The sequence below is a fragment of the Brenneria tiliae genome, from assembly GCF_023347575.1.
Lineage (GTDB): Bacteria > Pseudomonadota > Gammaproteobacteria > Enterobacterales > Enterobacteriaceae > Brenneria > Brenneria corticis.
Map to the genome: position 1 here is coordinate 12,712 of NZ_JAKPCB010000094.1, position 22,456 is coordinate 35,167.

Annotated in this window: 15 protein-coding genes; 2 read left to right on the forward strand and 13 right to left on the reverse strand. The window is 61.0% G+C overall.

The window, feature by feature from the left end:
* The first annotated feature begins 70 nt into the window (after window positions 1–70).
* Window positions 71–4,285: an amino acid adenylation domain-containing protein gene (locus MFP24_RS07915; protein ID WP_249229960.1), complete on the forward strand. Its 4,215-nt coding sequence runs from the start codon at window positions 71–73 to the stop codon at window positions 4,283–4,285.
* On the opposite strand, the gene MFP24_RS07920 is transcribed toward MFP24_RS07915, so the two are convergent.
* The 5 genes from MFP24_RS07920 to MFP24_RS07940 form a co-directional block, all read right to left on the reverse strand.
* The gene (locus MFP24_RS07920; RefSeq protein ID WP_249229959.1) at window positions 4,260–5,612 is read right to left on the reverse strand and encodes a condensation domain-containing protein; all 1,353 of its coding nucleotides are present in this window, start codon (window positions 5,610–5,612) and stop codon (window positions 4,260–4,262) included. The genes MFP24_RS07915 and MFP24_RS07920 overlap by 26 nt on opposite strands.
* 109 nt (window positions 5,613–5,721) lie before the next feature.
* Window positions 5,722–7,206: a surface lipoprotein assembly modifier gene (locus tag MFP24_RS07925; protein WP_249229958.1), complete on the reverse strand. Its 1,485-nt coding sequence runs from the start codon at window positions 7,204–7,206 to the stop codon at window positions 5,722–5,724.
* A 168-nt stretch (window positions 7,207–7,374) separates the two neighbouring features.
* On the reverse strand, window positions 7,375–8,217 hold the full coding sequence (locus tag MFP24_RS07930; RefSeq protein WP_249229957.1) for a factor H binding protein domain-containing protein: 843 nt from the start codon (window positions 8,215–8,217) through the stop codon (window positions 7,375–7,377).
* A gap of 207 nt (window positions 8,218–8,424) precedes the next feature.
* A complete protein-coding gene (locus MFP24_RS07935) occupies window positions 8,425–10,983 on the reverse strand; it encodes a TonB-dependent siderophore receptor (RefSeq protein ID WP_249229956.1) in 2,559 nt (852 codons plus the stop codon).
* A 225-nt stretch (window positions 10,984–11,208) separates the two neighbouring features.
* Window positions 11,209–12,225 (reverse strand): helix-turn-helix transcriptional regulator, encoded by a 1,017-nt coding sequence (locus tag MFP24_RS07940; RefSeq protein WP_249229955.1) that lies wholly within the window; start codon window positions 12,223–12,225, stop codon window positions 11,209–11,211.
* Between the two features lie 375 nt (window positions 12,226–12,600).
* Between MFP24_RS07940 and MFP24_RS07945 the strand changes: the two genes are divergently transcribed.
* Window positions 12,601–14,007 carry an aldehyde dehydrogenase family protein gene (locus tag MFP24_RS07945; protein WP_249229954.1) on the forward strand — a complete coding sequence of 469 codons (1,407 nt, stop codon included), beginning with the start codon at window positions 12,601–12,603 and terminating at the stop codon, window positions 14,005–14,007.
* 86 nt (window positions 14,008–14,093) lie between these two features.
* Here MFP24_RS07945 and MFP24_RS07950 read toward each other — a convergent pair whose 3' ends face one another.
* From MFP24_RS07950 to MFP24_RS07985, 8 genes are all read right to left on the reverse strand, one after another.
* Window positions 14,094–15,590 carry a cysteine desulfurase gene (locus tag MFP24_RS07950; protein WP_249229953.1) on the reverse strand — a complete coding sequence of 499 codons (1,497 nt, stop codon included), beginning with the start codon at window positions 15,588–15,590 and terminating at the stop codon, window positions 14,094–14,096.
* Complete coding sequence (locus MFP24_RS07955) at window positions 15,577–16,524, reverse strand: family 2A encapsulin nanocompartment shell protein (protein WP_136166949.1); 948 nt, start codon at window positions 16,522–16,524, stop codon at window positions 15,577–15,579. The genes MFP24_RS07950 and MFP24_RS07955 overlap by 14 nt, the downstream gene beginning before the upstream one ends.
* Before the next feature lie 66 nt (window positions 16,525–16,590).
* Complete coding sequence (gene moeB, locus MFP24_RS07960; RefSeq protein WP_249229952.1) at window positions 16,591–17,766, reverse strand: molybdopterin-synthase adenylyltransferase MoeB; 1,176 nt, start codon at window positions 17,764–17,766, stop codon at window positions 16,591–16,593.
* Entirely contained in the window at window positions 17,763–18,053 is a 291-nt protein-coding gene (locus MFP24_RS07965) for a ubiquitin-like small modifier protein 1 (protein WP_249229951.1), read from the reverse strand. Before MFP24_RS07965 ends, moeB begins: the two co-directional genes overlap by 4 nt.
* Before the next feature lie 25 nt (window positions 18,054–18,078).
* Window positions 18,079–18,504, reverse strand: coding sequence for a M67 family metallopeptidase (locus MFP24_RS07970; protein WP_249229950.1), 426 nt, complete (start codon window positions 18,502–18,504; stop codon window positions 18,079–18,081).
* A complete protein-coding gene (locus MFP24_RS07975) occupies window positions 18,501–19,403 on the reverse strand; it encodes a PLP-dependent cysteine synthase family protein (RefSeq protein ID WP_249229949.1) in 903 nt (300 codons plus the stop codon). Before MFP24_RS07975 ends, MFP24_RS07970 begins: the two co-directional genes overlap by 4 nt.
* A gap of 248 nt (window positions 19,404–19,651) precedes the next feature.
* A complete protein-coding gene (gene epsC / locus MFP24_RS07980; RefSeq protein ID WP_249229948.1) occupies window positions 19,652–20,695 on the reverse strand; it encodes a serine O-acetyltransferase EpsC in 1,044 nt (347 codons plus the stop codon).
* Between the two features lie 170 nt (window positions 20,696–20,865).
* On the reverse strand, window positions 20,866–22,431 hold the full coding sequence (locus MFP24_RS07985; protein ID WP_249229946.1) for an FAD-dependent oxidoreductase: 1,566 nt from the start codon (window positions 22,429–22,431) through the stop codon (window positions 20,866–20,868).
* Window positions 22,432–22,456 lie beyond the last annotated feature (25 nt).

Below are 22,456 nucleotides of genomic sequence, written 5' to 3' on the forward strand. Positions count from 1 at the left end.
AATTTAAATTACCATCCATATGTAATATATTTATGCGGTTTCATGTACTCAACTTTGAGGGGCCTCCCCGATGAAAGAGTTGACTCCGATGCAGGCGGCCAGTTGGGTCGGCAGACGGTCCGGGCAGCATCTCGGCGGCGTCGCGGCGCATCTGTACGCCGAATTCGACGGCGCCGGGCTGGATATCCACCGGCTGGAGCGCGCCGTCGGCCGCCTTTACCAGCATCATCCGATGCTGCGGCTGCGTATTACCCCCGAGGGACGGCAGACCATCGCGCCGCTGGACGAGCGCCGCCACCGGCTGCGCATCGACGACTGGCGGGACGCCGCGCCGCCGGACGGCGCGCGTTATCTTGACGCCAAACGCCGCAGCCTAAGCACGCAGCGGCTGGCGCTGGAGCAGGGTCAGGCGAGCGATATCAGCGTCAGCCTGTTGCCGGACGATCGCTGCCGTCTGCATGTGGATGTGGATATGATCGCCGCCGACGCCCCGAGTTTTCGCATACTGCTGGAGGAGCTGGCCCGCTTCTACCACCGGCCCCCGGCGGCCGCGGACGCGGCGGACGCCGCCTATTTCCGCTATCTGGACCGGATGCGCGCCGATGAAAGCCTGCAACGGCGCTACCGGCGCGACAAGCGGTGGTGGCGTCAACGCCTGGCGGACATTCCTCCCGCCCCGCCCCTGCCGCAAAACGGCGCGGCGGGAGAGTGCCGCAGCGACAGGCTTGCCGCGCGGCTGACGCCGGCCGAGCGCCGCTCGCTGGAGAAAACGGCCCGCGCCCGGCATCTGACCCTGACGACGCTGTTTCTCTGCGCCTTTGCCGGGGTACTGGCAAGCAGCAACGGCGTAACCCGTTTTCGGCTCAATGTGCCGATATTTCATCGCCCGCCCTACGTCGACGGCGTCGAGCGCATTATCGGCGATTTCTCCGATCTGACGATCCTGGACGTGGAATACTCTCCCGGCGCAAGCCTGGCGGCGTTTTGCCGGCAAACGGCGCCGCGGCTGGCGCAGCTGCTTAGCCATAGCCATTACCCGGGGGTGAACGTGCTGCGCGACCTGTCCCGCCGTCACGGCGGCGTGCAGCTTGCTCCGGTGGTGTTTACCTCCGGGCTGGGGCTACCCGGCGGCAGGCTGTTTTCCGACGCGGTGCTGCAAACCTTCGGGGAGATGAACTGGGTGATCTCCCAGGGGCCGCAGGTGGCGCTTGACGTACAGGCGGTCGACGTCCATGACGGCGTTCTGCTGAACTGGGACATCCGTCTGGATTGTTTTCCGCAACCGGCCGTCGGCCGCCTGTTTGAGCGCTATCTGAACCTGCTGCGCCGCCTGGCCCGTTCCCCCGAGGCGCTGCATCAGCCCCTTGAGCGGCTGTACGGCGAAGAACAGGCGCTCCCCCGGCCGGTGCGGGAAAATATCGCGCGCACGCCGTTAACCGCACTGCAACAGGCTTATCTGGTGGGCAGAAGCGAGCAGTGGCCGCTGGGCGGCGTCGCCATGCAGGATTTCCGCGAGTACCGGGGGAATTTTCCCGTCGCCGTCCTGCGCAAACGGCTGAGCGAACTGGTGCGTCGGCATCCGGCGCTGCGCACCCGGATAGATGCCGATACGCTGAGCCAGCGGGTATCCCCCGACGTCGTCGTCAATATGGATGAAATCGATCTGCGCGCCCTGCCCCGCGCCGACGCCCTGCGGCGGGCGGACGAGATGCGGCGCGCCTGCTCCCACGCCCGCAACGACCTCGCGCTCGCGCCCTGGCATATCTGGATCATCGAACTGGCGCTGGGCGACGGGCGCGCGGACGAGGATTTTACTACCCTGGCGTTCACCAGCTTCGACGCCTTGATTATGGACGGGGCGTCGATTTCGGCCATCCTGGCGCAGCTGTTCGCCGCGACGGAAATCGCGCCGCCCGCGGTGGCGCAGGCGGACGACGGCCGGGCGCCGATCCCGGCCGCACAGCGGCGGGAGGACGAAGGCTACTGGCGCGAAAAGCTGCGGGACTTCCCGCCGCCGCCCGCCTTGCCCTGGAAACGGCCGCTGGCGTCCATTCCCTCGTCGGGCTGGCGCCGGGAAAGCGTTACGCTGCCGCGCGGGCTGCTGAAGAAAATTTCCGCCATCGGGGCGCGTCACGGCCTGTTTCAGAACGCCATCCTGTCGGCCGCCATTCTGGATACGCTATCGCTCTGGAATCGGGACGACGCCTTGGCGGTGGGCGTGCCGGTGGCCTTTCCGGCAACGGACGGGCGGCTGGGCAACGCCTCCACCTTTGTGGCGCTGCGCTTCGCCAGGGAGCCAGAGGACTTTTTCGCCGCCGCCCGCCGTTGGCAGCAGGATACTCTGGCCGCGCTGCACCACCTGACGTTTTCCGGAGTCGATCTGACCCGCCTGCTGCTGCAACGGCACGGGCAAAGCCCGGCGCTGCCGGTGATCCTCACCAACGGCCTGGCGTGGGAAACGCCGCCCGCCGGCGCGCCGATGCGTTTTCACGCCGGGCTGACGCAAACCCCGCAGGTGGCGATGGATATCCGGCTGTTGCGGGATCGGCATCGGGATCTGCTGCTGGCGGCGGACTATGCCGAACGGGCGCTGGATCGGACGGTGGTGCGGGACATGCTCCGGGCGATGGCCCGCAGGATCGCGCTGCTGGACGACCGGGCGGAGCCGGCCCCGCCGCCGGGGCGCTTTATCGATTATCGCCACTATCGCCGCAACGGCGACGAGGGCGATTTTATCGGCAGCGGCTTTCTCGCGCGTCTCGCCGCGCACCTCTTCGACTCTCCCCCGGATAAAGCGGCCGTGCGCTGCGGCGACCGGACGATTTCCTATGCCGAGCTGGGGCGGTCGGTGGCAACGGCGATGGCGAACCTGCGGCGCCACGGCATGGCGCCCGGCAAGGTGGCGGCCCTTGTCCTTCCCCGTTCGCCGCAGCATCTGACCATTGCCCTCGCCTGCGCGTTACAGGGGATCGTCTGGCTGCCGGTTGATACCGGCTCGCCGCCGCAACGCATGGCCTATCTGCTGACCAACTGCCGCCCCGATCTGGTGGTGGGCGACGTGCGCGTCGGGGAAATCGCCGCCGTCTCGCCGCAGACGCTGCTATCGCCCGTCGCGCAGCAGGAACCCGCGCCGTCGCGGGCGGAGCTATCCGAACGGAGCCACAGCAGCGACCCGGCCTATTATCTCTACACCTCCGGCACCACCGGCAAACCCAAGTGCGTGGTGCTCAGCTACCGTGCCACCGACAACACCATCGGGCAGACGCTGAAGAAATGGAACGTGGGGCGACGGGACGTGTTTATCTCCGTCACCCCGCCGCACCATGATATGTCCCTGTTCGATCTGTTCGGCTCGCTGTGCGCCGGCGCGACGCTGGTGCTGCCCGCGCCCGATGAGGAAAAGGACGCGATAGCCTGGAACCGGTTGATTGAACGCCATCGCGTCACCCTGTGGTGCTCGGTCCCGGCCATACTGGAAATGCTGCTTTCCTGTACCCGGGGGGAGCAGCTAGGCTCCCTGCGGCTGATCGCCCAGGGCGGCGATTACATCAAACCGGCCACCGTGCGCGCGCTCAGGGAGCGCCTTGCCGCCGTGCGGCTGTTTTCACTGGGCGGGCCGACGGAAACCACCATCTGGAGCATCTGGCACGAAATCAGCGCCGAGGATAGCGACGTCATCCCCTACGGCAGGCCGCTGCCGGCAAACCGCTATTTTATCTGTCACGATACCGGCGAACATTGCCCGGCCTACGTCGTCGGCCGCATCTACACGGCGGGGGTGAATCTGGCGCTCGGCTATCTGGAGAACGGCGTACTTGAGCAGCACGATTTCGTTACCCTGAAGGATGCGGAGGGAAAACCGCTGCGCGCCTTCCGCACCGGCGATCGCGGTTATTATCGTCAAGACGGCGATATTATCTTCGCCGGCCGCGTCGACGGCTATGTCAAGGTGCGCGGGGTGCGGGTTTCTCTGCCGGAAATAGAGGCGGCGCTGGCTAAACACCCGGCGATCGACGCGGCGGCGGTGGTGGACTATGCGACGGGGGAAACGGGCGAGATCGCCCTGGGGGCGATGTATACCTCACGCTACGGAGCAGAGATCCCCATCGCCGAGCTAAGGGCGTTCGTCGGCCGCTATCTGCCGGACACCCATGTGCCGACCCGCATGGTTCACGCCGAGGCGCTGCCGTTATCCGCCAACGGCAAAACGGACCGCCGCCGCATCCGGCTGAGCTTTAGCGCCGCAGCGCCGGCTCCCGTCAGCGCGCCGGGTCCGGCGGATTAAACAGCGCCTCAGGCCGCCGGGTCAGCGCCCCCTCCCGCACCGCGCGCCGCATAAATTCCGGCAGCGTTTGCCGATGCCGGATAAATTCATCCTGCCGCAGCAGCGCCGGGTCGGCGTCGACCTCCACGCTCAGCCGGCGCGCGTCCATATGTCCGCGCCAGGTGATGTTGAAACCGTCGCCGGGGCCGCTGGCGAGCACGTGCCGGCGGCTGCGGCACCCCGCGAAGCAGGGCGGATCAAACGGCAGCACGTTGACCAGCGGGGAGAAGAAATAGCGGGAATTCGCCGGCAGTTGCCGATCGGCGGCGATCCTCTCAATGCGATAGCGTCCGTGCAAACGCTGCACATGCAGCTCCCGCGCCGTGCGCCGCAGGAAATCCAGCAGGTTTTCATCCGCCGCGACGCGGATAAACAGCGGCAGGATATTGACCAGCAAAGCCGGAACGTAGGCGGCAACCGGGCTGCGGCGGTTCATAAACGGCACCCACAGCGGCAGGATCTCTCGATCCCCGTTGCTGCGGCGCGGCAAATGGTAAAACAGATAGGCGCCGGAAAGGGCGAGCAGCAGATCGGGCCAGCCGATATCGCAGCGCTCGGCCAGGCGCTGCAACTCGCCGCTAAAACGCGCCGATAGCCGGCAGGCGAAATGCCGGCTATCGGCGCCGTAGTCTTCGCCGCCCTTATGCAGCACCGGCAGTTCGACGGGCGCCGCCAGATAATCTCGCCAGTAGCGGCGGTCGTCGGCGCAACGCCGGCCGGCGCCGTACTCCCGCTCTTCCGCCAGACAGCGGGCGAACGGGTAAAAGGCGTCGCCGCCGTCGCCCTTGCCGATACCCTGCGCATACAGGCCGGCGCAGCGGTGTTCAATCAACGTCATGCCGTAGCCGTCGATAACGATGTGGTGCGCCCGGATATACCAGAAATAGCGCGCGTCCCCCACCCTTATCAGCCAGCTCGCCGCCAGAGGCTGGCGCAATAAATCCAGCGGCTGCTCAACGTCGGCGCGCATAAGGCGCAGCGCTTCCCGCCGGGGGTCGGGACAGTGGCGCACGTCGATGCGCCGCAGCGGGGGCGCCGCGGCCGGATCGCAGCGCTGTAGCGGCTGCCGTCGCCGCGCAATGGCAAAGCGCAGCGCGAACGCCTCGGTTTCCCCGATGGTCAGCGTAATGGCCTGGGCCAGGGCCTGCCGATCCACCTCGCCCCGGATATCGATATAGTGCGCCACCGTGGAGATCGGTTGATCGGGATAAAGGCAAAACTCCTGCCAAAAATCCAGCTGTGCCGGCGTCAGGGGCATCCACCCCCTATTCGGTTCTGTTGCTGACATATCCGTACCTTGTCGCGTTGCAAACCAGGTTAACCTCGCGCGCCGCGCAAAACGCCGCGCTTAATGATAATAGCACTTATTATCATTAAGCAACGCTGGCGGAGACGCATCAAAACTCCTTGCTGAAGGAGAGCATCAGCTGATTGGAGGATTTGCCATAGAACGCCGGAATATTGCTGGTGGTTTTTTCACGCAGATAAACCAGCCGCGGCGTAATGCCCTGAAAAGTCCAGGGCCGGTACTGCAACCGCAGCGAAAGGCGGGTGACGGCGTCGCGGCGCCGGACGCCGAAAAAGGCGTTCTCCTCGTCAAAGCGCTTGCGCCCGTATCTTAGCTGCATTCTGACGTCCAGGCCGCCCTGCGCGATATAGGTAAAGCCGCCGTTGACGCCGTTCTGCCGGGAAGAGACATCGGCGGCGCCCAGCTTCTCGCGCTCGTGGAATACCCCGCCGTAGAGCAGAAAACGGTTCGAAACGGCGCGCATCAGATTCAGGCTGTGGATGGCGATATTGCCGTCGTACAGCTCGCCGATGGGTTGCCGGTAGTAGCGCCGGTCCAGAAGACGATACCCCAGCGCGGCCTGCCAGCGGGGCGTCAGCCAGCGGCCGTAACTGGCGCTCAGCCCGACGTCCCTGGCATAACTCTCGCCCCCCAGCCGCCGGTAGGTGTAAACCGGCCCGACGGAAAAGGTATCGCGCAGGCTCTGGTACTGGTAGTCCAGCCCCAGCAACGCCGTTCTTTCGTCGTAATGGTTGTCTCTGGCGTAATTAAGCGCGTTGAAATAGGCCGAATAGCCCAGGAAGTGGTTGCCGGCAAGGTTGACGTCCTGCTCCAGCGTCACGGACAGGGACTGGCCGGAACTGCTCTGCCGGCGGTTGTTGTTCCTGAACGGCAGGCCCCATAAATAGATGTACTCCACGTCGCTGCCCTGATTGTAGTTGTCGGTGTGCAGCAGATCGACGGTAAGGTTTAGCGACGGCCTGGCGCGTTGGGCAATCCGTTTCAGGTAGTTTAGCGACAGCTCGCGGAACAGCGGCTCCTGCGGGTTATCGGCCAGCAGCAAAAATTGCCGTTTCGCCTGGCGATAGGATTTGTTCTCGAACTGCATTACCGCCAGGTCGAAGCGCACATTGTTCAGCGTCGGGTCGGCGTCGAGCATCCGGCGGTACAGGTCGATGGCCGGCCCGAGCCGCCAGCTCGCCCGCAGCATCGCCCCTTTGACGAAGCGATAAAGCTGCCGGTCGTGGCGCGGATGGCCGGCGTACAGCGGCAGCACCCGTTCGATAGTGTCCCAGTCCTGATGTTGCAGCGCCGTCTCCAGAATCAGCTCCGCCACCGCGCTATTGGCCGCCACCGCGGCGTCGTTCAATACCGGCGCGGCCAGGCGTTCGCCGCGCTGCGCCTGACGCCGCCGCGCGCGCTCCAGCGCCTCGTTCTGTTCTTTTTGCCACTGCCGGTCGATATCGGGCGCGGGAAAGCGGCGCTGTTCGCCGGGAATGACGGGCATCTGCCCTTGGGCGGCGCCGATGGCGGCCAGCAGCGGAAACAGCAGCGTGATGATAGCGATCTTCAGAATGGATGGCGCATACGACATACCGGCGATCTCGGGTGCGTGGGGCGCGCCGGACGCGGGAAATCAGACTGCCGCGCGGCCCGCGAAGGCAAAATAACGCGCCGGAACGGTATGCGGCGACGGCCGCCGCGCTCCGGCGCAGGTACACTCATCAATAATCAACGGCTGGTTCTCCCCAATCCCTGGCCTTTAGCGCGCGGCGGAAAAGCCGATGCCGCCCAGGATATTCTGCTCGCCGGGCTCGGACAGGTCGTGGATATGGCCGGCGATCTCCTCGGCGTTGGGACCGTAGACCCCCAGATCATATTTGGGATCGTAGTTGGTCAGTTGCTCGTTCAGCTCCGCATTGTTGCTGGTCAGGCTGACGCCGCCGTCAATGATGCGCGGCTGGCCGCTGACGTTGGTCAGCGCCGCCGTTTCCAGCGTGCCGTCCAGTATGAACGAACCGAACTGCGGCTGATTGCCCGTTAGCCCGGCGAACGAACCGCTGCCGGTTCTGGCGCCGGTGTCGATGGTATAGGTCAGCGAACCGTTGCCGGAGGTGGTGATATGGTTAAACACCTCGCCGGAGTAGGTCAGCGTCTGGTTGCCCAGCGCCGCGAACTCGGCGGCGGTGGTGGCACGGCCGACCACTGCGCGCACAAACTCGCGGTCGCTATCGCCGGCCTGGATCGCCTGAATGGCGTTATTGCCGATCACCGCCGAATATTGGCGCTTATAGATACGGAAAGCGGAGTTGGTGTATGGGAGTTGCAGTGTTGGCTGACCATATGTGCCGACAACATAGATATCCGAATTATCGGGAATGGCGTTCAGATCGATGGCGGCGGCGCCCACCCCGTAGGTTACGCCGTTATACTCAAAGGTGCCGTAAAAGCCGCCCGCCTCGGTAAAGGTAAAAGGCGCGGCCCCCGCATTACCCACCGCCGGGTTATTGATGAATTCCGCCGTGGCGCCGCTGACGGCGGCGCTGAACAGCAGCGTGGAGCCGGCCAGCAGGCCGGAGACGGTTACAGCGACTGATTTTTTCATGATTTATTCCTCTTAAAAATCAATTAACTAAAAACGCTGATTTTGAATATCGATTTACTCAGATTGCTGATAATCCCACTCCGCCATAGTCATCCCCGCGCAGGCGGGGATCTGCAGGAATGACGGATATGGATTTGCTATCACCAATGGCTACTTTTTCAATGGTCTGATTTAGTGGTATTTGCCGTTGCACCTCCTTGGTGGTGATTAGAACTGATAATTCAGCGTAAACATTACGTTGCGCGGCGCGCCGTACATATCGCGGCGCGGCGTGACGTAATAGGTTTTATCGAACAGATTCTGCACGTTAAGCCGCGCGGTTAGCGCGCTGGTGATGCGGTACTGGGCCATTAGATCGACGGTGGTCGAGCTGCCCAGGTCGTATATGGAACTGTCGGCGTCAGGGTAATATTTTGCGGCGTAGGCTTTTGAATTTCGGTCACGGAAATACTTGACCTTGCCCTTAAAATTAACCCCCAGGCCCAGGTTCAGCCGTTCGGCGGCCTGCCAGTTGGCGAACAGCTTGAACTGGTGTTTGGGCAGCGTGCCGTAGCGCCAGAAATACATCTCCATAGAGGCATATCGGCCAGTGCTGGCACTTTCGGCGGTGGTCAGATCGGGCCAAGTGGTGTGCATAAAGGTATAGGCGGCGTTAATCTGCAGGCGCGGCGTAACGCTGCCGCTGGCGGACAGCTCCACTCCCTGCACTTTTAAGCCCGGACCGGCGAACACCGGCTCCAGCATATTATCCGAATAAGTGCAGTTGGCCACACCATGCCAGGCGCAGCCATAGTAGTCGCTGTAATAGGGCAGATTATCCTGTTTGGTATGAAAGTAGGCGATCTGGGTATTAAGCCTGTCGCCGAACAGGCTGCCCTTAAGGCCCAGTTCGAAGGTGTCGTTTTGCCGCTCTTCGATGGGGTGGCCGTCGTAGCCGACGATCGCCCCCGCCTCGCTCTGCGGGTCGAGGGTGCGCGCGTAGCTGATATAGGCGGACCACTGGTCGGTCAGGTCATAGACCAGGCCGCCGAACCAGGAGAAGCCGCCCTGATCCAACTTAAGCGAATAGAGGTCATCGCGCACGCCGCGTCTGGAGACGTCCTGATCCGACTCCCACTTGTTGTAGCGGCCGCCGGCGATGGCCATCAGGCGGTCGGTCAGGTTATAGCGCCCCGACAGGCTCAGGCCGTACTGTTTTTCCCTGGTCAGCACGCTCGCGTGCGTGGCGTCATAGGTGTAGTAGGCGTCATAAAAAGCCTGAGTTCCGGGGGTTCTCAGGTACGGCCGCGGCATATCGCCGTTGTTGAAGTTCTCCAGCGTGCAATATACCCAGCGCGAATTGTTGCCGCAGCCGGTGATCGAACTGATGCCAGACGACTGAGACGCGTGATAAGGCATGGTGACCTTATTGCGGTAGCCGGATAAGCCGGCCACGATTTCCGCCTCCCGCCCCAGCAGCTCGAACTTGCCGTTAAGCGAGACATCAAGATTGTGCAGATCCGCCTCCGGCCGCCACTGCCCGAAGTAATAGTCGTAGGTACCCCTATACGCACCGGTTGTATTGTAACCATCAAGAAATCCGTAAATCGTATGGAAATCGGACTTGTTGTAGTTGTAGGCCACATTTAGCGTCCATTGATCGTTCAGGTAGTGGTCGGCGTTGAGAAAGGCGTTGATATTCTCGTTTTTGGCGAAGGTCCAGTCGGTGGCGTTATTGGCGCTGCGCCCGCCGGGAAACTTGGGTATGGGCTCAAGGCTATCGAAATTGGGAGCTGCCCTCGACGACGTAAGCGGACTGGCGCCGTCGATCTTCTGGTACCCGTAGACCAGGCCGCCGCGCAGCAGCGTATCGTTCCCCAGCGGCAGTTCCAGCACGTTGTACAGGGTGTAGTCCTTCTTTCCGACGCGGTCCATCCAGTGGTCGCCGTCCTGCGCCACGCCGACCATGCGCCAGCGCAGGCCGGCCGATTCGTTAAGGGTGGTGGAAAAATCCACCTCGGCGCGCTTGCGGTTCCACGAGCCGTAGCCGACGCCGGCGTTGAACTGCGGCGCCACGGTCGGTTTCTTGCGCACCAGGTTCAGGGTGGCGCCGGGGTCGCCGTTGCCGGAAACCAGCCCGGTGGAGCCGCGGATCACGTCGATGCGCTCATAGATGGCGCTGTCCATCGCGAAGAAGCGGTTGTTGCCGTTCAGACCGCGCGTCATGATGCCCCCCGAGGGCGCGACGCTGGTGAGCACGCCGTCGAGCAGAAAGTTGCGAATGGCGAAGCCGCGCGAATAGTACGAGGTGTTGCCGGCGCCGGTGACGCCGTACTGCATCACCGTTATCCCCGGCGCGGCGTTGAGCACCGAATGGATATCGGTCAGATTCTGTTCCTTAATCTGCTTCTCGGTAATCACCGACACCGTCTGCGGCGTACGCTTTAGCTCCAGATCGAGCCTGGTGGCGCTGCTGGAGCGCCTGACGCTGTAGCCGGTGGCGGCTTCCTGCTGCGGGTTGAGCGGCGCGGTGACCAGAATTTTATCTTCAACTTCCGGCGGCCGGGCTTCCTCCCGCGCCTGGACCCCGGCCGGCGACGTTTCCGTCTGCGCCGCTTCCTGGTCCGCCGCGCTCTCGGCGGCGTTGGCGTCGGCGTGGTGGCCGAACAAAACGATCAGCAGCGCGGCGGCCGACGATAGCGGAGAGCCGATACGAATGCCGGCCGGGGCCGTACGCGCATGCCAGCGCGCCAGCCTGAATGGATGGTAGGACGTAAGTTTATTCATTTTCCCAGGGCACCAAGTTAAGAATAAAATTCGTTAATGAGAATAGAACGCATTTGTAATCAGACGACATCCTAGCCCTCATTCAGCGGGCCATGTGTGCCGAGCGGGAAAAGTTTGGCGCCGAGCGGGAAAATAAAGAGCTGAAGCGCTCTCCCGCCCGTCGCGGCAAGACGGGAGAGGCGATGTGGCGCGGATAAGGTTTGATCGGCAACCGCCGCGGATGCGCTATTGACGGCTGGGGCTGTAGCCGTATTCGCGCTGGAACGCCTGGGTGAACCTGCTCGCGCAGGCATAGCCGCACTGCTGCGCGACGTGCTGCACGGTGTAGCGGCCGGAGTCGATCATTTCGCGCGCCCGCTGCATGCGCAGGCGGCGCAGATAGCCGGCAATGCCCTGCCCGGTGCGCTCGCGGAACAGTTTTTTCAGGTAGCACTCATTGATGCCGGCGCGGCGCGCCAGCTGGGCGATGGTCAGCGGCTGATTCCATTCGGCGTGCAGGATCTCCAGCACCTCGTTGAGCGCGCGCTGCCAGCGTTGCGGCAGGCCGTTGGCGCCGTCCGGCGCCGCGTCCGCGCAGGTCGTCAGAAATCTGAGCAGAATCTCTATGGTCAGCGACTCCAGCTCCAGGCGGGCGAGCAGCGAGTTATGCACCTGCAGGTTCAGCACGCGTCGGCAGAGCCGGCACAGGCCGTCCGCCATTTGCGCCGTGGGCCGCAGCACGGCGTATGAACCGTGCCGGTGAAGAAAGGAGATGTCCACCCCCTGTTCCTGCAAAGTGAGAAACATATCGCGCGGGATGTCGATAGAGACGCCGCTGAGCAGGCAGCCGGCGGGAACGCTGCGCCGCAGCACGCCCGGCGCGGTGCGCAGCAGGATATCCCCGGCCGACGCCGTGAGGCTCGGATAGTTGGCCACGCCGTGGCCGATCTGCCCGCTGACCATAAAGCTCAGGCTGACGCTGTCGGGCAGCGACGGGTGTTCGTTTTCCAGCGGATGCGTCAGGCGGCAGCATCGACGTCCGACCATAATGCCGTTGTCGAATTCGTGCATATCCGTCCACCCTTCCCCCAGCGCCCGCTGAACCAGGTAGATCTTCTGCTTGCCTGCCGCGCATTGCAGGGGGCAGGAAGCGCAGTCGGACTCGATAAAGTGCGCGTGATGGGCGCTATAGCAACCGCTGTATTGTTCCAGCGGCGATGCCGTTCGCCGCGTTTGTCGGTGGCGCAGGCCATACGTAGGCATGATGCGTCCTCCCCGTGTTCCAAGCGCCGGCCGCTCGGCAATAAGCGCTGGTCGCTGGTCATATCGGTTAAAACATAATCACATCCTGATACAAATACAAATAATTATTATCATTACCCTGGTTCTTATTTGCTATAAAGCTGCGCAACCCCGCCTTTCCCGCCGCCGATCGTACTTTCTTCGCCGATGCCAACATTTGCATATAAAAAAATCGGCGGGATCGGGTAAGTTACAGCATTCGACAAGATCGACAGGGCGCGCGCCGGGCTGCAAAGCGACGCGACGATAAAGCCGATTCTCCGGCTCCCGCAAGCCTGTCCATCCGTTCTTTTCACCTGGCTGAAGTTTATCAGTCCCGTTTCATGGAGAACTGGCATGACTGAATACAAGATGATCATTGATGGAAAGTTGGTGGACGGCGCCGCGACGCTTGAAGTAATCAACCCGGCTAACGAGCAAATCATCGCCAGCGTCGCGCGCGCCGACGCGGCGCAGGTGGATCAGGCCGTCCGGGCGGCGGCGCGCGCCTTTCCCGACTGGGCGGCGCGCGACGTCGCCGATCGCCGCAATGCGCTGCTGGCCATCGCCGCCGATATCGAAGCGCAGGCCGACGAACTGGCGCGCCTGATAACCGCCGAACAGGGGAAAACGCTGCGCGAAGCGGCGCAGGAGGTGGGCTACACGGTGGGGCTGTTCCGCGCGCTGAGCAGCATCGACCTGCCCGAGGAGCCGGTGCTGGAAGACGAGGAAAAGAGAATTATCCGGTATCGCGCGCCGCTCGGCGTGGTGGCGGCGATCGGCCCCTGGAATCAGCCGCTGCTGCTGCTGGCGGTGAAGGTCATTCCGGCGCTGCTGGTGGGGTGCACCGTGGTGCTGAAACCCGCGCCCACCACGCCGCTTTCCGGTATCCGCCTGGCGGAAATTTGCGCTAAGCATCTTCCCGCGGGGGTGGTCAATGCCATCGTCGACAATAACGATCTCGGTGAAACCCTGACGCGGCATCCGCTGGTCGCCAAGATCAGCTTCACCGGCTCCACCGCCACCGGCAAAAAAGTCATGGCCTCGGCGGCCGGTTCGATCAAGCGGGTGACGCTGGAACTGGGCGGCAACGACGCCGCCATCGTGCTCGACGACGCCGACCCGGTCGAGGCGGCGCGCAAGATCTTCGCCGCCGCGATGATCACCACGGGCCAGATCTGCCTGGCGGTGAAGCGGGTCTACGTTCACGAGTCTCTCTACGAGGCGGTCAGTTCCGAACTGGCGCGGCTGTCGGACGCGGCGACGATCGGCGACGGCGCCGACCCGAAGACCGATTACGGCCCGCTGCAAAACAAGGCGCAGTTCGACAAGGTGCTGGCGCTGATCGAGGATACGCGGCCGCTCGGCACGATTATCGCCGGCGGCACGCCCCATCATGGCCCCGGCTATTTCGTCCGCCCCACCATCGTGCGCGATATCGGCGACGACGCCCGCCTGGTGCGCGAAGAGCAGTTCGGGCCGGTGCTGCCGGTGCTGTCGTTCTCCGATATCGACGACGTTATCCGCCGCGCCAACGACAGCGAATACGGCCTGGGCGGCACCATCTGGACCGGCGACTGGCGACGCGGCATCGATATTGCCGGGAAGATCGATACCGGCACGGTCTGGATCAACGAACATATGGCGATCCATCCGCTGGTCGCCACCGGCGGCGCCAAGCAGTCGGGCATCGGACGGGAGCTGGGCGTGGAGGGTCTTCAGGAGTTCACCCAGGGCAAGGTCATCTGGGCGAGCAAAAAATAAGGCGAATTAACCGCGCGCCGGGCTAAAAAATATGCCGCCCGTATCGCTACGGACGGCATAGGCGGCGTTTTCACCGTAAGAACGGGCTAGCGGGCGACCAGTTGCGCCACGCGGTCCGCCAGGAAATCGATCTCCTGTGGCGTATTGTAGAAAGCCAGCGAGGGCCTTACCGTGCCTTCATAGCCGAAATGGCGCAGGATAGGCTGCGCGCAGTGATGCCCGGCGCGCACCGCAATACCCACCTGGCTGAGATGGCGGCCTACGTCCTCGATATTATGGCCTTCCAGCACGAACGACAGCACGCTGGTCTTTTGCGCCGCCGTACCGATCAAACGCAGCCCCGGAATACGGGACAGTTTCTGAATGCCGTATTCCAGCAGCGCATGCTCGTACTGGGCGATGTTTTCAATGCCCAGCGATGACACGTAATCGAGGGCGGCCCCCAGTCCGACGGCATCGGCGATATTCCCGGTCCCGGCCTCGAACTTGTTCGGCGCCGGCTGATACTGGGTCAGTTCAAAGGTTACATCGGCGATCATATTGCCGCCGCCCTGATAGGGCCGCGCCTCCTCAAGCACCTCCCGCTTGCCGTATACCGCGCCGATGCCGGTGGGACCGAAGACTTTATGTCCGGAAAAGACAAAGAAGTCCGCATCCAGCGCCGTTACGTTAACCGGGATATGCGAGATGGACTGCGCGCCGTCGATGGCGATGCGCACCCCGAAGCGATGGGCGATCGCCACCAGTTCCTGGATGGGCGTCACCGTGCCCAGGGCGTTCGAGACGTGGGTCGCCGACACGAAGCGGGTCTTGTCGTTGAACAGCCGGGTGTAATCCTCAAGGCGTATTTGTCCCTGCTCATCCACCGGCGCCACGCGGATCACCGCGCCGGTTTCCTGGGCGATCAGCTGCCACGGCACAATATTGGCGTGATGCTCCAGCAGGGTAAGAATAATTTCATCCCCCGGCCGCAGCAGCGGCTTCACATAGCTATGAGCAATCAGGTTCAGCCCTTCGGTGGCGCCGCGCACGAAAATGATATTATCCGGCCCCGGCGCGCCGATGAAACGCGCCACCTTGTCGCGCGCGGCCTCGTAGGCGTCGGTGGAGCGCGCCGCCAGCGTATGCGCCGCCCGGTGAATATTCGAGTTTTCATGCAGATAGAAATGGCTGATGCGGTCGATCACCTGCTGCGGACGCTGGGTGGTGGCCGCGTTATCCAGCCAGATAAGCGGATGGCCGTCCACCTGCTCCGACAGAATGGGGAAATCGGCGCGGATGCGCTCAACCGGGATCTGGCCGACCCGTGCCGCGGGAGCGAGAACGGACGCCTGCGGCTGCGACGGGTGATTAACCGCGCCGTAGGGCGCCGCCGGCGCGCCGGGTTGTCCCAGCGGCACCACGCGCGGCGCATAGCCTGGCTCGGGGGCGCCCTGAGCGCCGGGCTGCCCGCCGGCGACCGAGCGCTCGGCCAGCAGCGCATAGAGATCGTGCTCATCCGGCAGGCCGTAATCGTTCGCCGACGGCGCACTGCCCCAGGGGTCCGGCTCGCCGCCGTATAGCGTGCGTTTATTCGTAGTCATAGTACTCACCTACTTCAACGTCTTCCAATACTGCGATGGCGTCGTCAGCCAGAATAGCAGCAGAGCAATAGACCGAAAGTAGATAAGACGCCACACCGTTGTCGTCAATGCCCCGGAAGCGCACCGACAGCCCGCGGGACTGTTCATTGGGCAGCCCCGACTGGTACAGGCCCAGCACCCCGCGTTTGGCTTCGCCGGAACGGATCAGCAGAATATTGGTTTTACCGCTTTGCCCTTTCGGATTCTTTAAGCCGTCCACGAACAATTTATCGGAAGGGATCAAGGGGATGCCGCGCCACAGAATAAAGGTTCCGCCGTGGATCGTCGCGGTGACGGGCGGTACGCCGCGGCGCGTCGCCTCGCGTTCGAACGCGGCGATGGCGCGCGGGTGCGCCAGGAAGAACGACGGCTCTTTCCACACTTTGGAAATCAGCTCGTCCAGGTCGTCCGGCGTCGGGCGGCCTCTGCGCGTCTGGATGCGCTGCGAGTCGGCGACATTTTTCAGCAGGCCGTAATCGTCGTTATTGATTAACTGGCTCTCCTGACGCTCGCGCAGGCTCTCGATGGCCAGATTAATCTGCTCCGCCGCCTGATCGAACGGCGAACTGTAGATATCGGCGATTTTGGTATCGACGTTGACGATCGTGGCGATCGAATCGAGCTGATACTCGCGCGGTTTGGTTTGATACTCGATATAGCCTTTGGGTATTTCAATGCGGGTGGGGTCCTGGCTGCACAGGATATCCAGCGGCGTATCCCCTTCCACCACCTTGTTGACGCGGTATATCCCGGCTTCCAGCCCTTTGTACTCAAGAAAGCGAGACACCCAGCGGGGGGTGATGGCGCCAAACTGCGGGGCCGTTTTGGTGACATTCGCCAACTGATAAGCGGCTTCGCGTCCCAGTGCGTTCAATTGCGTTTTCTTCTCAGCCATGATGCTTCCTTCCTTTCCATTAATAGATGTATAAGACGTTGGTCAACGATACTGCGGTGCAAGCTCTCAATATTGCGGTAGGCGGACATCCACATCCCGCGCCCAGGCATTGATGCCATCTTTTAAATTCAATAATCTCCCTTTATATCCGGCGCGCTGTAACGCGCGAATGGCAAAGATGCTGCGCTGCCCGATTTTGCACAGAAACACCGCATCGACGGCAGGATCAAATTCGTCGATCCTTCTGATGATCTGACCCAGCGGTATCACCTTGGCATCAGGGAATTTCACAATGGAGCGTTCATGAGGTTCGCGGATATCGATAAGCTGCAGCGGCTTGTCGTCGTCCAGCCAGGCCTTTAACTCCAGCGCGGTCACGCTTTCGATAGGCTCCTCTTCCGTCGACGGTTTCAGGCCGCAGAATTCATCATAATCAATCAGTTGATGGATACTCGGATGTGTGCCGCAGATCGGGCAATCGGCATCTTTTTCCAGCTGAAGCTCGCGCTGTTTCATCTGCCACACGTCGAACAGCAGCAGACGGCCGATCAGGCTGTCGCTGCCGCCCACCACAAGTTTGATGACTTCCGCGGCCTGAATGGTGCCGATAATGCCGGGCAGAACGCCGACCACGCCGCCTTCGGCGCAGGAGGGCACCAGTCCCGGCGGCGGCGGCGCCGGGTACAGGCAGCGATAGCACGGGCCTTCTTTGGCATAAAACACGCTGGCCTGCCCTTCGAACTGGAAGATGGAGCCGTAGACGTTGGGTTTGCCCAGCAGGACGCAGGCGTCGTTAATCAGGTAACGGGTGGGATAGTTGTCGGTGCCGTCCACCACGATGTCGTAATCCCGGATGATATCCAGCGCATTGCCGCTGTTTAGCTGCGTGTTGTAGGTCACCACCTCCACGCCGGGATTAATCGCCTTGATGCGATCCTTGGCCGAAGCCACCTTCGGGCGGTCGATATCCCTGGTGCCGTGAATGATCTGGCGCTGCAGGTTGGATACTTCGACAAAATCAAAATCCACAATCCCGATGGTGCCGATCCCCGCCGCCGCCAGATAGAGCGCCACCGGCGCGCCCAGCCCGCCGGTGCCCACCAGCAGCACGCGCGCGCTTCTTATACGCTGCTGCCCCTCGACGCCGACCTCCGGCAACAGCAGATGGCGGCTGTAACGCGCGATATCGGCATTGGACAGCTCCGCCAGACGTTCGTCGGGAATGATACTCGCAATACTCATGCCGCCTCTCCCGCTCCTCCGGCTATCGCCGGCACCAGAATAACTTCACTGCCGTCGCCCACCGGCGTCTCCAGCCCTCCGGTGGTTTTGATATTCTTTTCATTAACGTAAAGGTTGATAAACGAACGCAGCGCGCCGTCATCCTCATACAGGTGCTGGCGAATATCCGGGTATTTATCCGCCAGCGCGCCGATCAGCTGCCCCACGGTATCGCCCTCCAGGCTGATTTTCGACTGACCGTCGGTAAAGGCGCGCAGCGCCGTTGGAATCAATAAAGTTGCTGCCATGGTTAATCCTCGCTAAATAGAGCGTTCAGTTATTGTCGACGTCTTCCTGAATAAAACGTTCGCGGTCGGGCGTCAGCCGCCAGCTGGTAAAGTCGCCGGATACCCGTTTTGCCACCGCCACAATGACGTAGGCGTAGAAAGGCAGGGCATGCACCCGGTCGAATTCAGAGGGAACGGCCGGGTGATCCGGGTGGGAATGGTAGAAACCGATCACCTCGATCCCCTGCTTGCGGGCAACCAGCTCCGCGCGCAAAAAGTCGTCCGCGGTAATCACGAAACGATGATACTGTTCCTCTTCTTCCCGCCCGTTCTCGATGGGCAGGATCTGATCGACTATCGCCTCCCCCTGTTCGTTGCTGGCGCCCAGCAACACGCCGCAACACTCGTTGGGATAGGCTTTTTCGCCTTCCCGCCGGATTAACCGCTCCGTCTCTTTCGATAGCCGTATCATAGGGTTTCATTCCAAAAAGGGTCCGCCGTATAGCGTGAACCGGTATCACAAAGTATGGTAACCACCACGGCGTCCGCCGCCAGGGTGCGTTTAAGTTTTACCGCCGCCGCCACATTCGCCCCCGACGACACGCCGACAAAGATGCCTTCCCGTTGCGCCAGGCGCCGCGTCATCGCATAGGCTTCTTCCGTCGTCACCGTTATCACCCCGTCGTGCAGCGTTTCATCCAGAATGCCCGGCTTGATGCTGCTGGCCATATGCTTGGTCCCTTCGATACCATGCAAAGGGGATGCCGGTTGTACCATCAGCGTCTTGATCGACGGATTTTCCTGCTTCAGACGCCGGGCGCTGCCGACAAAGGTGCCGGAGGTCCCCACGCTGGCGAGGAAATGTGTCACACGATGGTGCGTTTGCCGCCAGATTTCCTGCCCGGTGGTGGTGAAATGAGTCTGGACGTTAACGTCGTTGTTGTATTGATCGGGGTAAAAATAGCGCTCGGGGTCCGCCGCCACGCGCTCCTTGACCGCCAGATAGGCGCCGTCGGAACCTTCCAGGGGATCGGTTTCCACGATGGCGGCGCCGTAATGGCTGATAATTCGTTTGCGCTCGATGCTGGTATTCCGCGGCATATAGAGGACGACCTTATAGCCCAGCACCGCGCCAATCATCGCGTAGGCAATGCCGGTATTACCGCTGGTGGCGTCAATGATGATTTTTCCGGGGGTCAACTTTCCGCTGGCGATGCCGTCAAGGATCATGGCTTTTGCCGCCCGGTCTTTAACGGAACCGCTGGGGTTCATAAATTCCGCTTTGCCGAATATGGGAACGTCAGATATATCTTCGGATAAATTCTTTAATGCTATCAATGGGGTATTACCAACCAGATCCAGAATACTCATATATCTTCCATACAAATGGTTATATTTTTATATCCGTCATACTTCAAGCTGCAGATGCGTTGGCTGCGCTCAGTCACCCGAATCACTTACTTGTGTAAGCTCATCGGGATTCCTTCCCTTGCCGCCTTCCTGCAACTCGAATTATTTAGGGTATATTACTATTATGTCAGCAGGCGATTTTCTTTATTGATCCAACTCGCAATTTGCTGCGGAAAATATAAACCACCAGTAATTTAATCCGCGGCGGATTAAATGCCGTCGCCATCCTTATATTGCGTTTGCAATGCGCTGGCCTGGCGAATATTACTTTCCGGCGGCACGTCGCGCGTTAACCAGACGTTGCCGCCGATGGTCGAACGGGCGCCGATGCGAATGCGACCCAGCAGCGTTGCTCCGGCATAAATGACCACGTCATCTTCAATAATCGGGTGGCGGGGATAATTCTTTTGCAGATTGCCGGAACTGTCGGTGATAAAACGTTTGGCGCCCAGCGTCACCGCCTGATAAATGCGCACCCGCTTGCCGATAATCGCCGTTTCGCCGATGACCACGCCGGTGCCGTGGTCGATGAAAAACCCTTCGTCTATCTGCGCGCCGGGATGGATATCGATACCGGTCTGGCTATGGGCCTTTTCACTGATGATCCTCGCCAGCAGCGGCAGATCCAGCAGGTATAACTGGTGGGCGATACGATGATGGATAACGGCGTAGATCCCCGGATAGCAGATCAACACCTCGTCAACGCTGTGCGCGGCGGGATCGCCCTGATAGGCGGCGATAATATCGTTATCCAGCTGTTTGCGGATCTCGGGCAGCCTGGCGGCGAACGCTTTCACACGCCTGACGGCTTCCCCAAACCCGGCGGCGTCTTCATCACGCGGCGGCGTAGCGCCGCGCTGTTCCTGCCGAGCGTCCTGTTCTGGTGAGGCGGGCTGTTCTTGTAAACCGGATTGTTCCTGTAAACTGGAATAGTAGCGTAATTCCAGGCTGGCCTCTTCCGCCAGGCGGTCCAGGGCGGTGCCTAGCAAATACCCCACGTAATAATCTTCATTTTCCTTGCGCAGCTCGCTGATGCCCAGACGCATCGGATATAACCCTTTTATCAGGGTATCCGCAATCTCGGACACTTTCTCTTTCGACGGTATCAGGCGCTTATCCAGATAATCGCTCGGGTAATATTTTCTCCGCCATTGCTGACGAACCGCGCTCAGTTCCTTCACCACGTCGTCCAGATGCCAATTTACATGGCTTTGCTGGATAAACAACAACTCGCCCACATCCTGCTCCGCCATGATTTTTCCTCGTATATTGACGTCTCGTGAAGAATGAATCACTTGGCTATAGATTTATTATCGCCAACCCATCAAAGCAAATGCTTTTATCGGATTAGGATAGTGAGGAAATGGATATGTCTCCACTTCCCCGGCGCGGCAGACCAGTAGCCGCAACGCGACGCCCCGCGTCACGCCCCGTCAATTACGCCCTGCGCTTTTTTCGCCGCATTCTCGCCGGCGATCCTTCCTGAATTCAGGCCGAAGCCGAAGGTCTCTCCGGCGATATTGAGATCGTAAGTATCGCCATATAAGCCGCCGGCATCATCGCCCGCCGCATATAATCCGGGAATTACCGTTCCATCCTGGGTAACGGCGCGCATTTTGCCGTCAATCTTTATTCCCCCCAAGGTACCCAACGCCTGTGACACCGATTTCAACGCATAGAACGGCGGCGTTTTTATCGGATGTAAAAACGCCGGCTCTTTATTAAATAGCCCGTCCTTTCTGTTGTCGGAAAATTTATTATATTCCGCAACCGTACTTTTCAGCCTGCCGACATCAACCGATATCAATTTCGCCAACTCGTCCAGAGTATCGGCCTTAAACGCCAGCGGAATATCTTTTTGCGCCAATTTTCCAAAATCCGCATCCAGATTGGTCAAAGGCGTTCTGACCGCGATAAAATCACCGATAGCAACATCATTACCCTCTTTTATCAGGTGATTTCTCGTGACGTCATCATAGACGGTAAACATCAGGTTGCCGGCCTTTACCAATGCATTGCCCGCATGGGGCCACATGATGGTATTGGCTTCATCGGTGAAGCGTTCTCCTTTGCGGTCGACCCACAGATAAGGCTGATTGGCGGCCGCCCCGGCGTGGTTTCCAATGGAAGCCCCCGCCACGCCGGGCCGGTGCCCGTGCAAAACGCCCAGCCCCTCTCTACCCGCCCCCGCCGACCAGGCCATATTCAAACCATCGCCATCCTTGCCGGCCGGCGCGGCAAAAGAAAGATCGAAATCGCCGATGAACTCCCGCAGCATTTTTTTATTGTTGGCATAGCCACCGGTCGCAATGACAACCGATACGGCGTCAATACGGATTGTATTGCCCGCACTATCCTCGGCCATGACGCCGGTCACTCTGCCATTGTCGGTGATAAGCGTTTTTCCGGACGTTTTCATCAGTATTTCGACATTTTTCATTTCCTTGAGCTTATTGAAAAATGCCGTAATCACACTGCGGCCGCGCTCGCTTTTCGGTCCTTTAACGACATGCCAGGTCATCGGGCCGCCGGGTATTCCGGGACCGACAAATTCAAATTCAACGCCTTTGTCTTTAATCCATTCAAAAGTATCGGCGGAGCGGTCGACAAAGGCTCTGACAACATAAGGATTAGCCTTCCAATGGCTATAATCCATGATGTTTTTAAACGCCATATCCGGGGTGACCAGAATACCCTGGCGCAACTGCATCGAACTATCGGCGGCGAAAAAACCTTCGGCGAAATTCCCCGTTCCCCCCACCGCGGCCTGTTTTTCCAGAATGATGACTCCGGCGCCTTTTTCCGCCGCCGCCATAGCCGCTGCGGTTCCCGCCGCACCGGCGCCGATAACGACGACGTCCGTTTTTTTTATAACCGCGGCATTTTTGCCAACGGTGATTGAGGCATATTTAGCATGGGCGTTGTATAGGGAAAAGCCGAATACCGAAATACAAAGCATCATAAATATTTTTTGTCTGAATAATTTCATTATTTTTCCGCTCCCAAATCATTGG

Bases quoted from the DNA above. Each gene is read 5' to 3' on its own strand.
- MFP24_RS07915 (WP_249229960.1), top strand. From the start codon at position 71: ATGAAAGAGTTGACTCCGATGCAGGCGGCCAGTTGGGTCGGCAGACGG.
- MFP24_RS07920 (WP_249229959.1), bottom strand. From the start codon at position 5,612: ATGTCAGCAACAGAACCGAATAGGGGGTGGATGCCCCTGACGCCGGCA.
- MFP24_RS07925 (WP_249229958.1), bottom strand. From the start codon at position 7,206: ATGTCGTATGCGCCATCCATTCTGAAGATCGCTATCATCACGCTGCTG.
- MFP24_RS07930 (WP_249229957.1), bottom strand. From the start codon at position 8,217: ATGAAAAAATCAGTCGCTGTAACCGTCTCCGGCCTGCTGGCCGGCTCC.
- MFP24_RS07935 (WP_249229956.1), bottom strand. From the start codon at position 10,983: ATGAATAAACTTACGTCCTACCATCCATTCAGGCTGGCGCGCTGGCAT.
- MFP24_RS07940 (WP_249229955.1), bottom strand. From the start codon at position 12,225: ATGCCTACGTATGGCCTGCGCCACCGACAAACGCGGCGAACGGCATCG.
- MFP24_RS07945 (WP_249229954.1), top strand. From the start codon at position 12,601: ATGACTGAATACAAGATGATCATTGATGGAAAGTTGGTGGACGGCGCC.
- MFP24_RS07950 (WP_249229953.1), bottom strand. From the start codon at position 15,590: ATGACTACGAATAAACGCACGCTATACGGCGGCGAGCCGGACCCCTGG.
- MFP24_RS07955 (WP_136166949.1), bottom strand. From the start codon at position 16,524: ATGGCTGAGAAGAAAACGCAATTGAACGCACTGGGACGCGAAGCCGCT.
- moeB (WP_249229952.1), bottom strand. From the start codon at position 17,766: ATGAGTATTGCGAGTATCATTCCCGACGAACGTCTGGCGGAGCTGTCC.
- MFP24_RS07965 (WP_249229951.1), bottom strand. From the start codon at position 18,053: ATGGCAGCAACTTTATTGATTCCAACGGCGCTGCGCGCCTTTACCGAC.
- MFP24_RS07970 (WP_249229950.1), bottom strand. From the start codon at position 18,504: ATGATACGGCTATCGAAAGAGACGGAGCGGTTAATCCGGCGGGAAGGC.
- MFP24_RS07975 (WP_249229949.1), bottom strand. From the start codon at position 19,403: ATGAGTATTCTGGATCTGGTTGGTAATACCCCATTGATAGCATTAAAG.
- epsC (WP_249229948.1), bottom strand. From the start codon at position 20,695: ATGGCGGAGCAGGATGTGGGCGAGTTGTTGTTTATCCAGCAAAGCCAT.
- MFP24_RS07985 (WP_249229946.1), bottom strand. From the start codon at position 22,431: ATGAAATTATTCAGACAAAAAATATTTATGATGCTTTGTATTTCGGTA.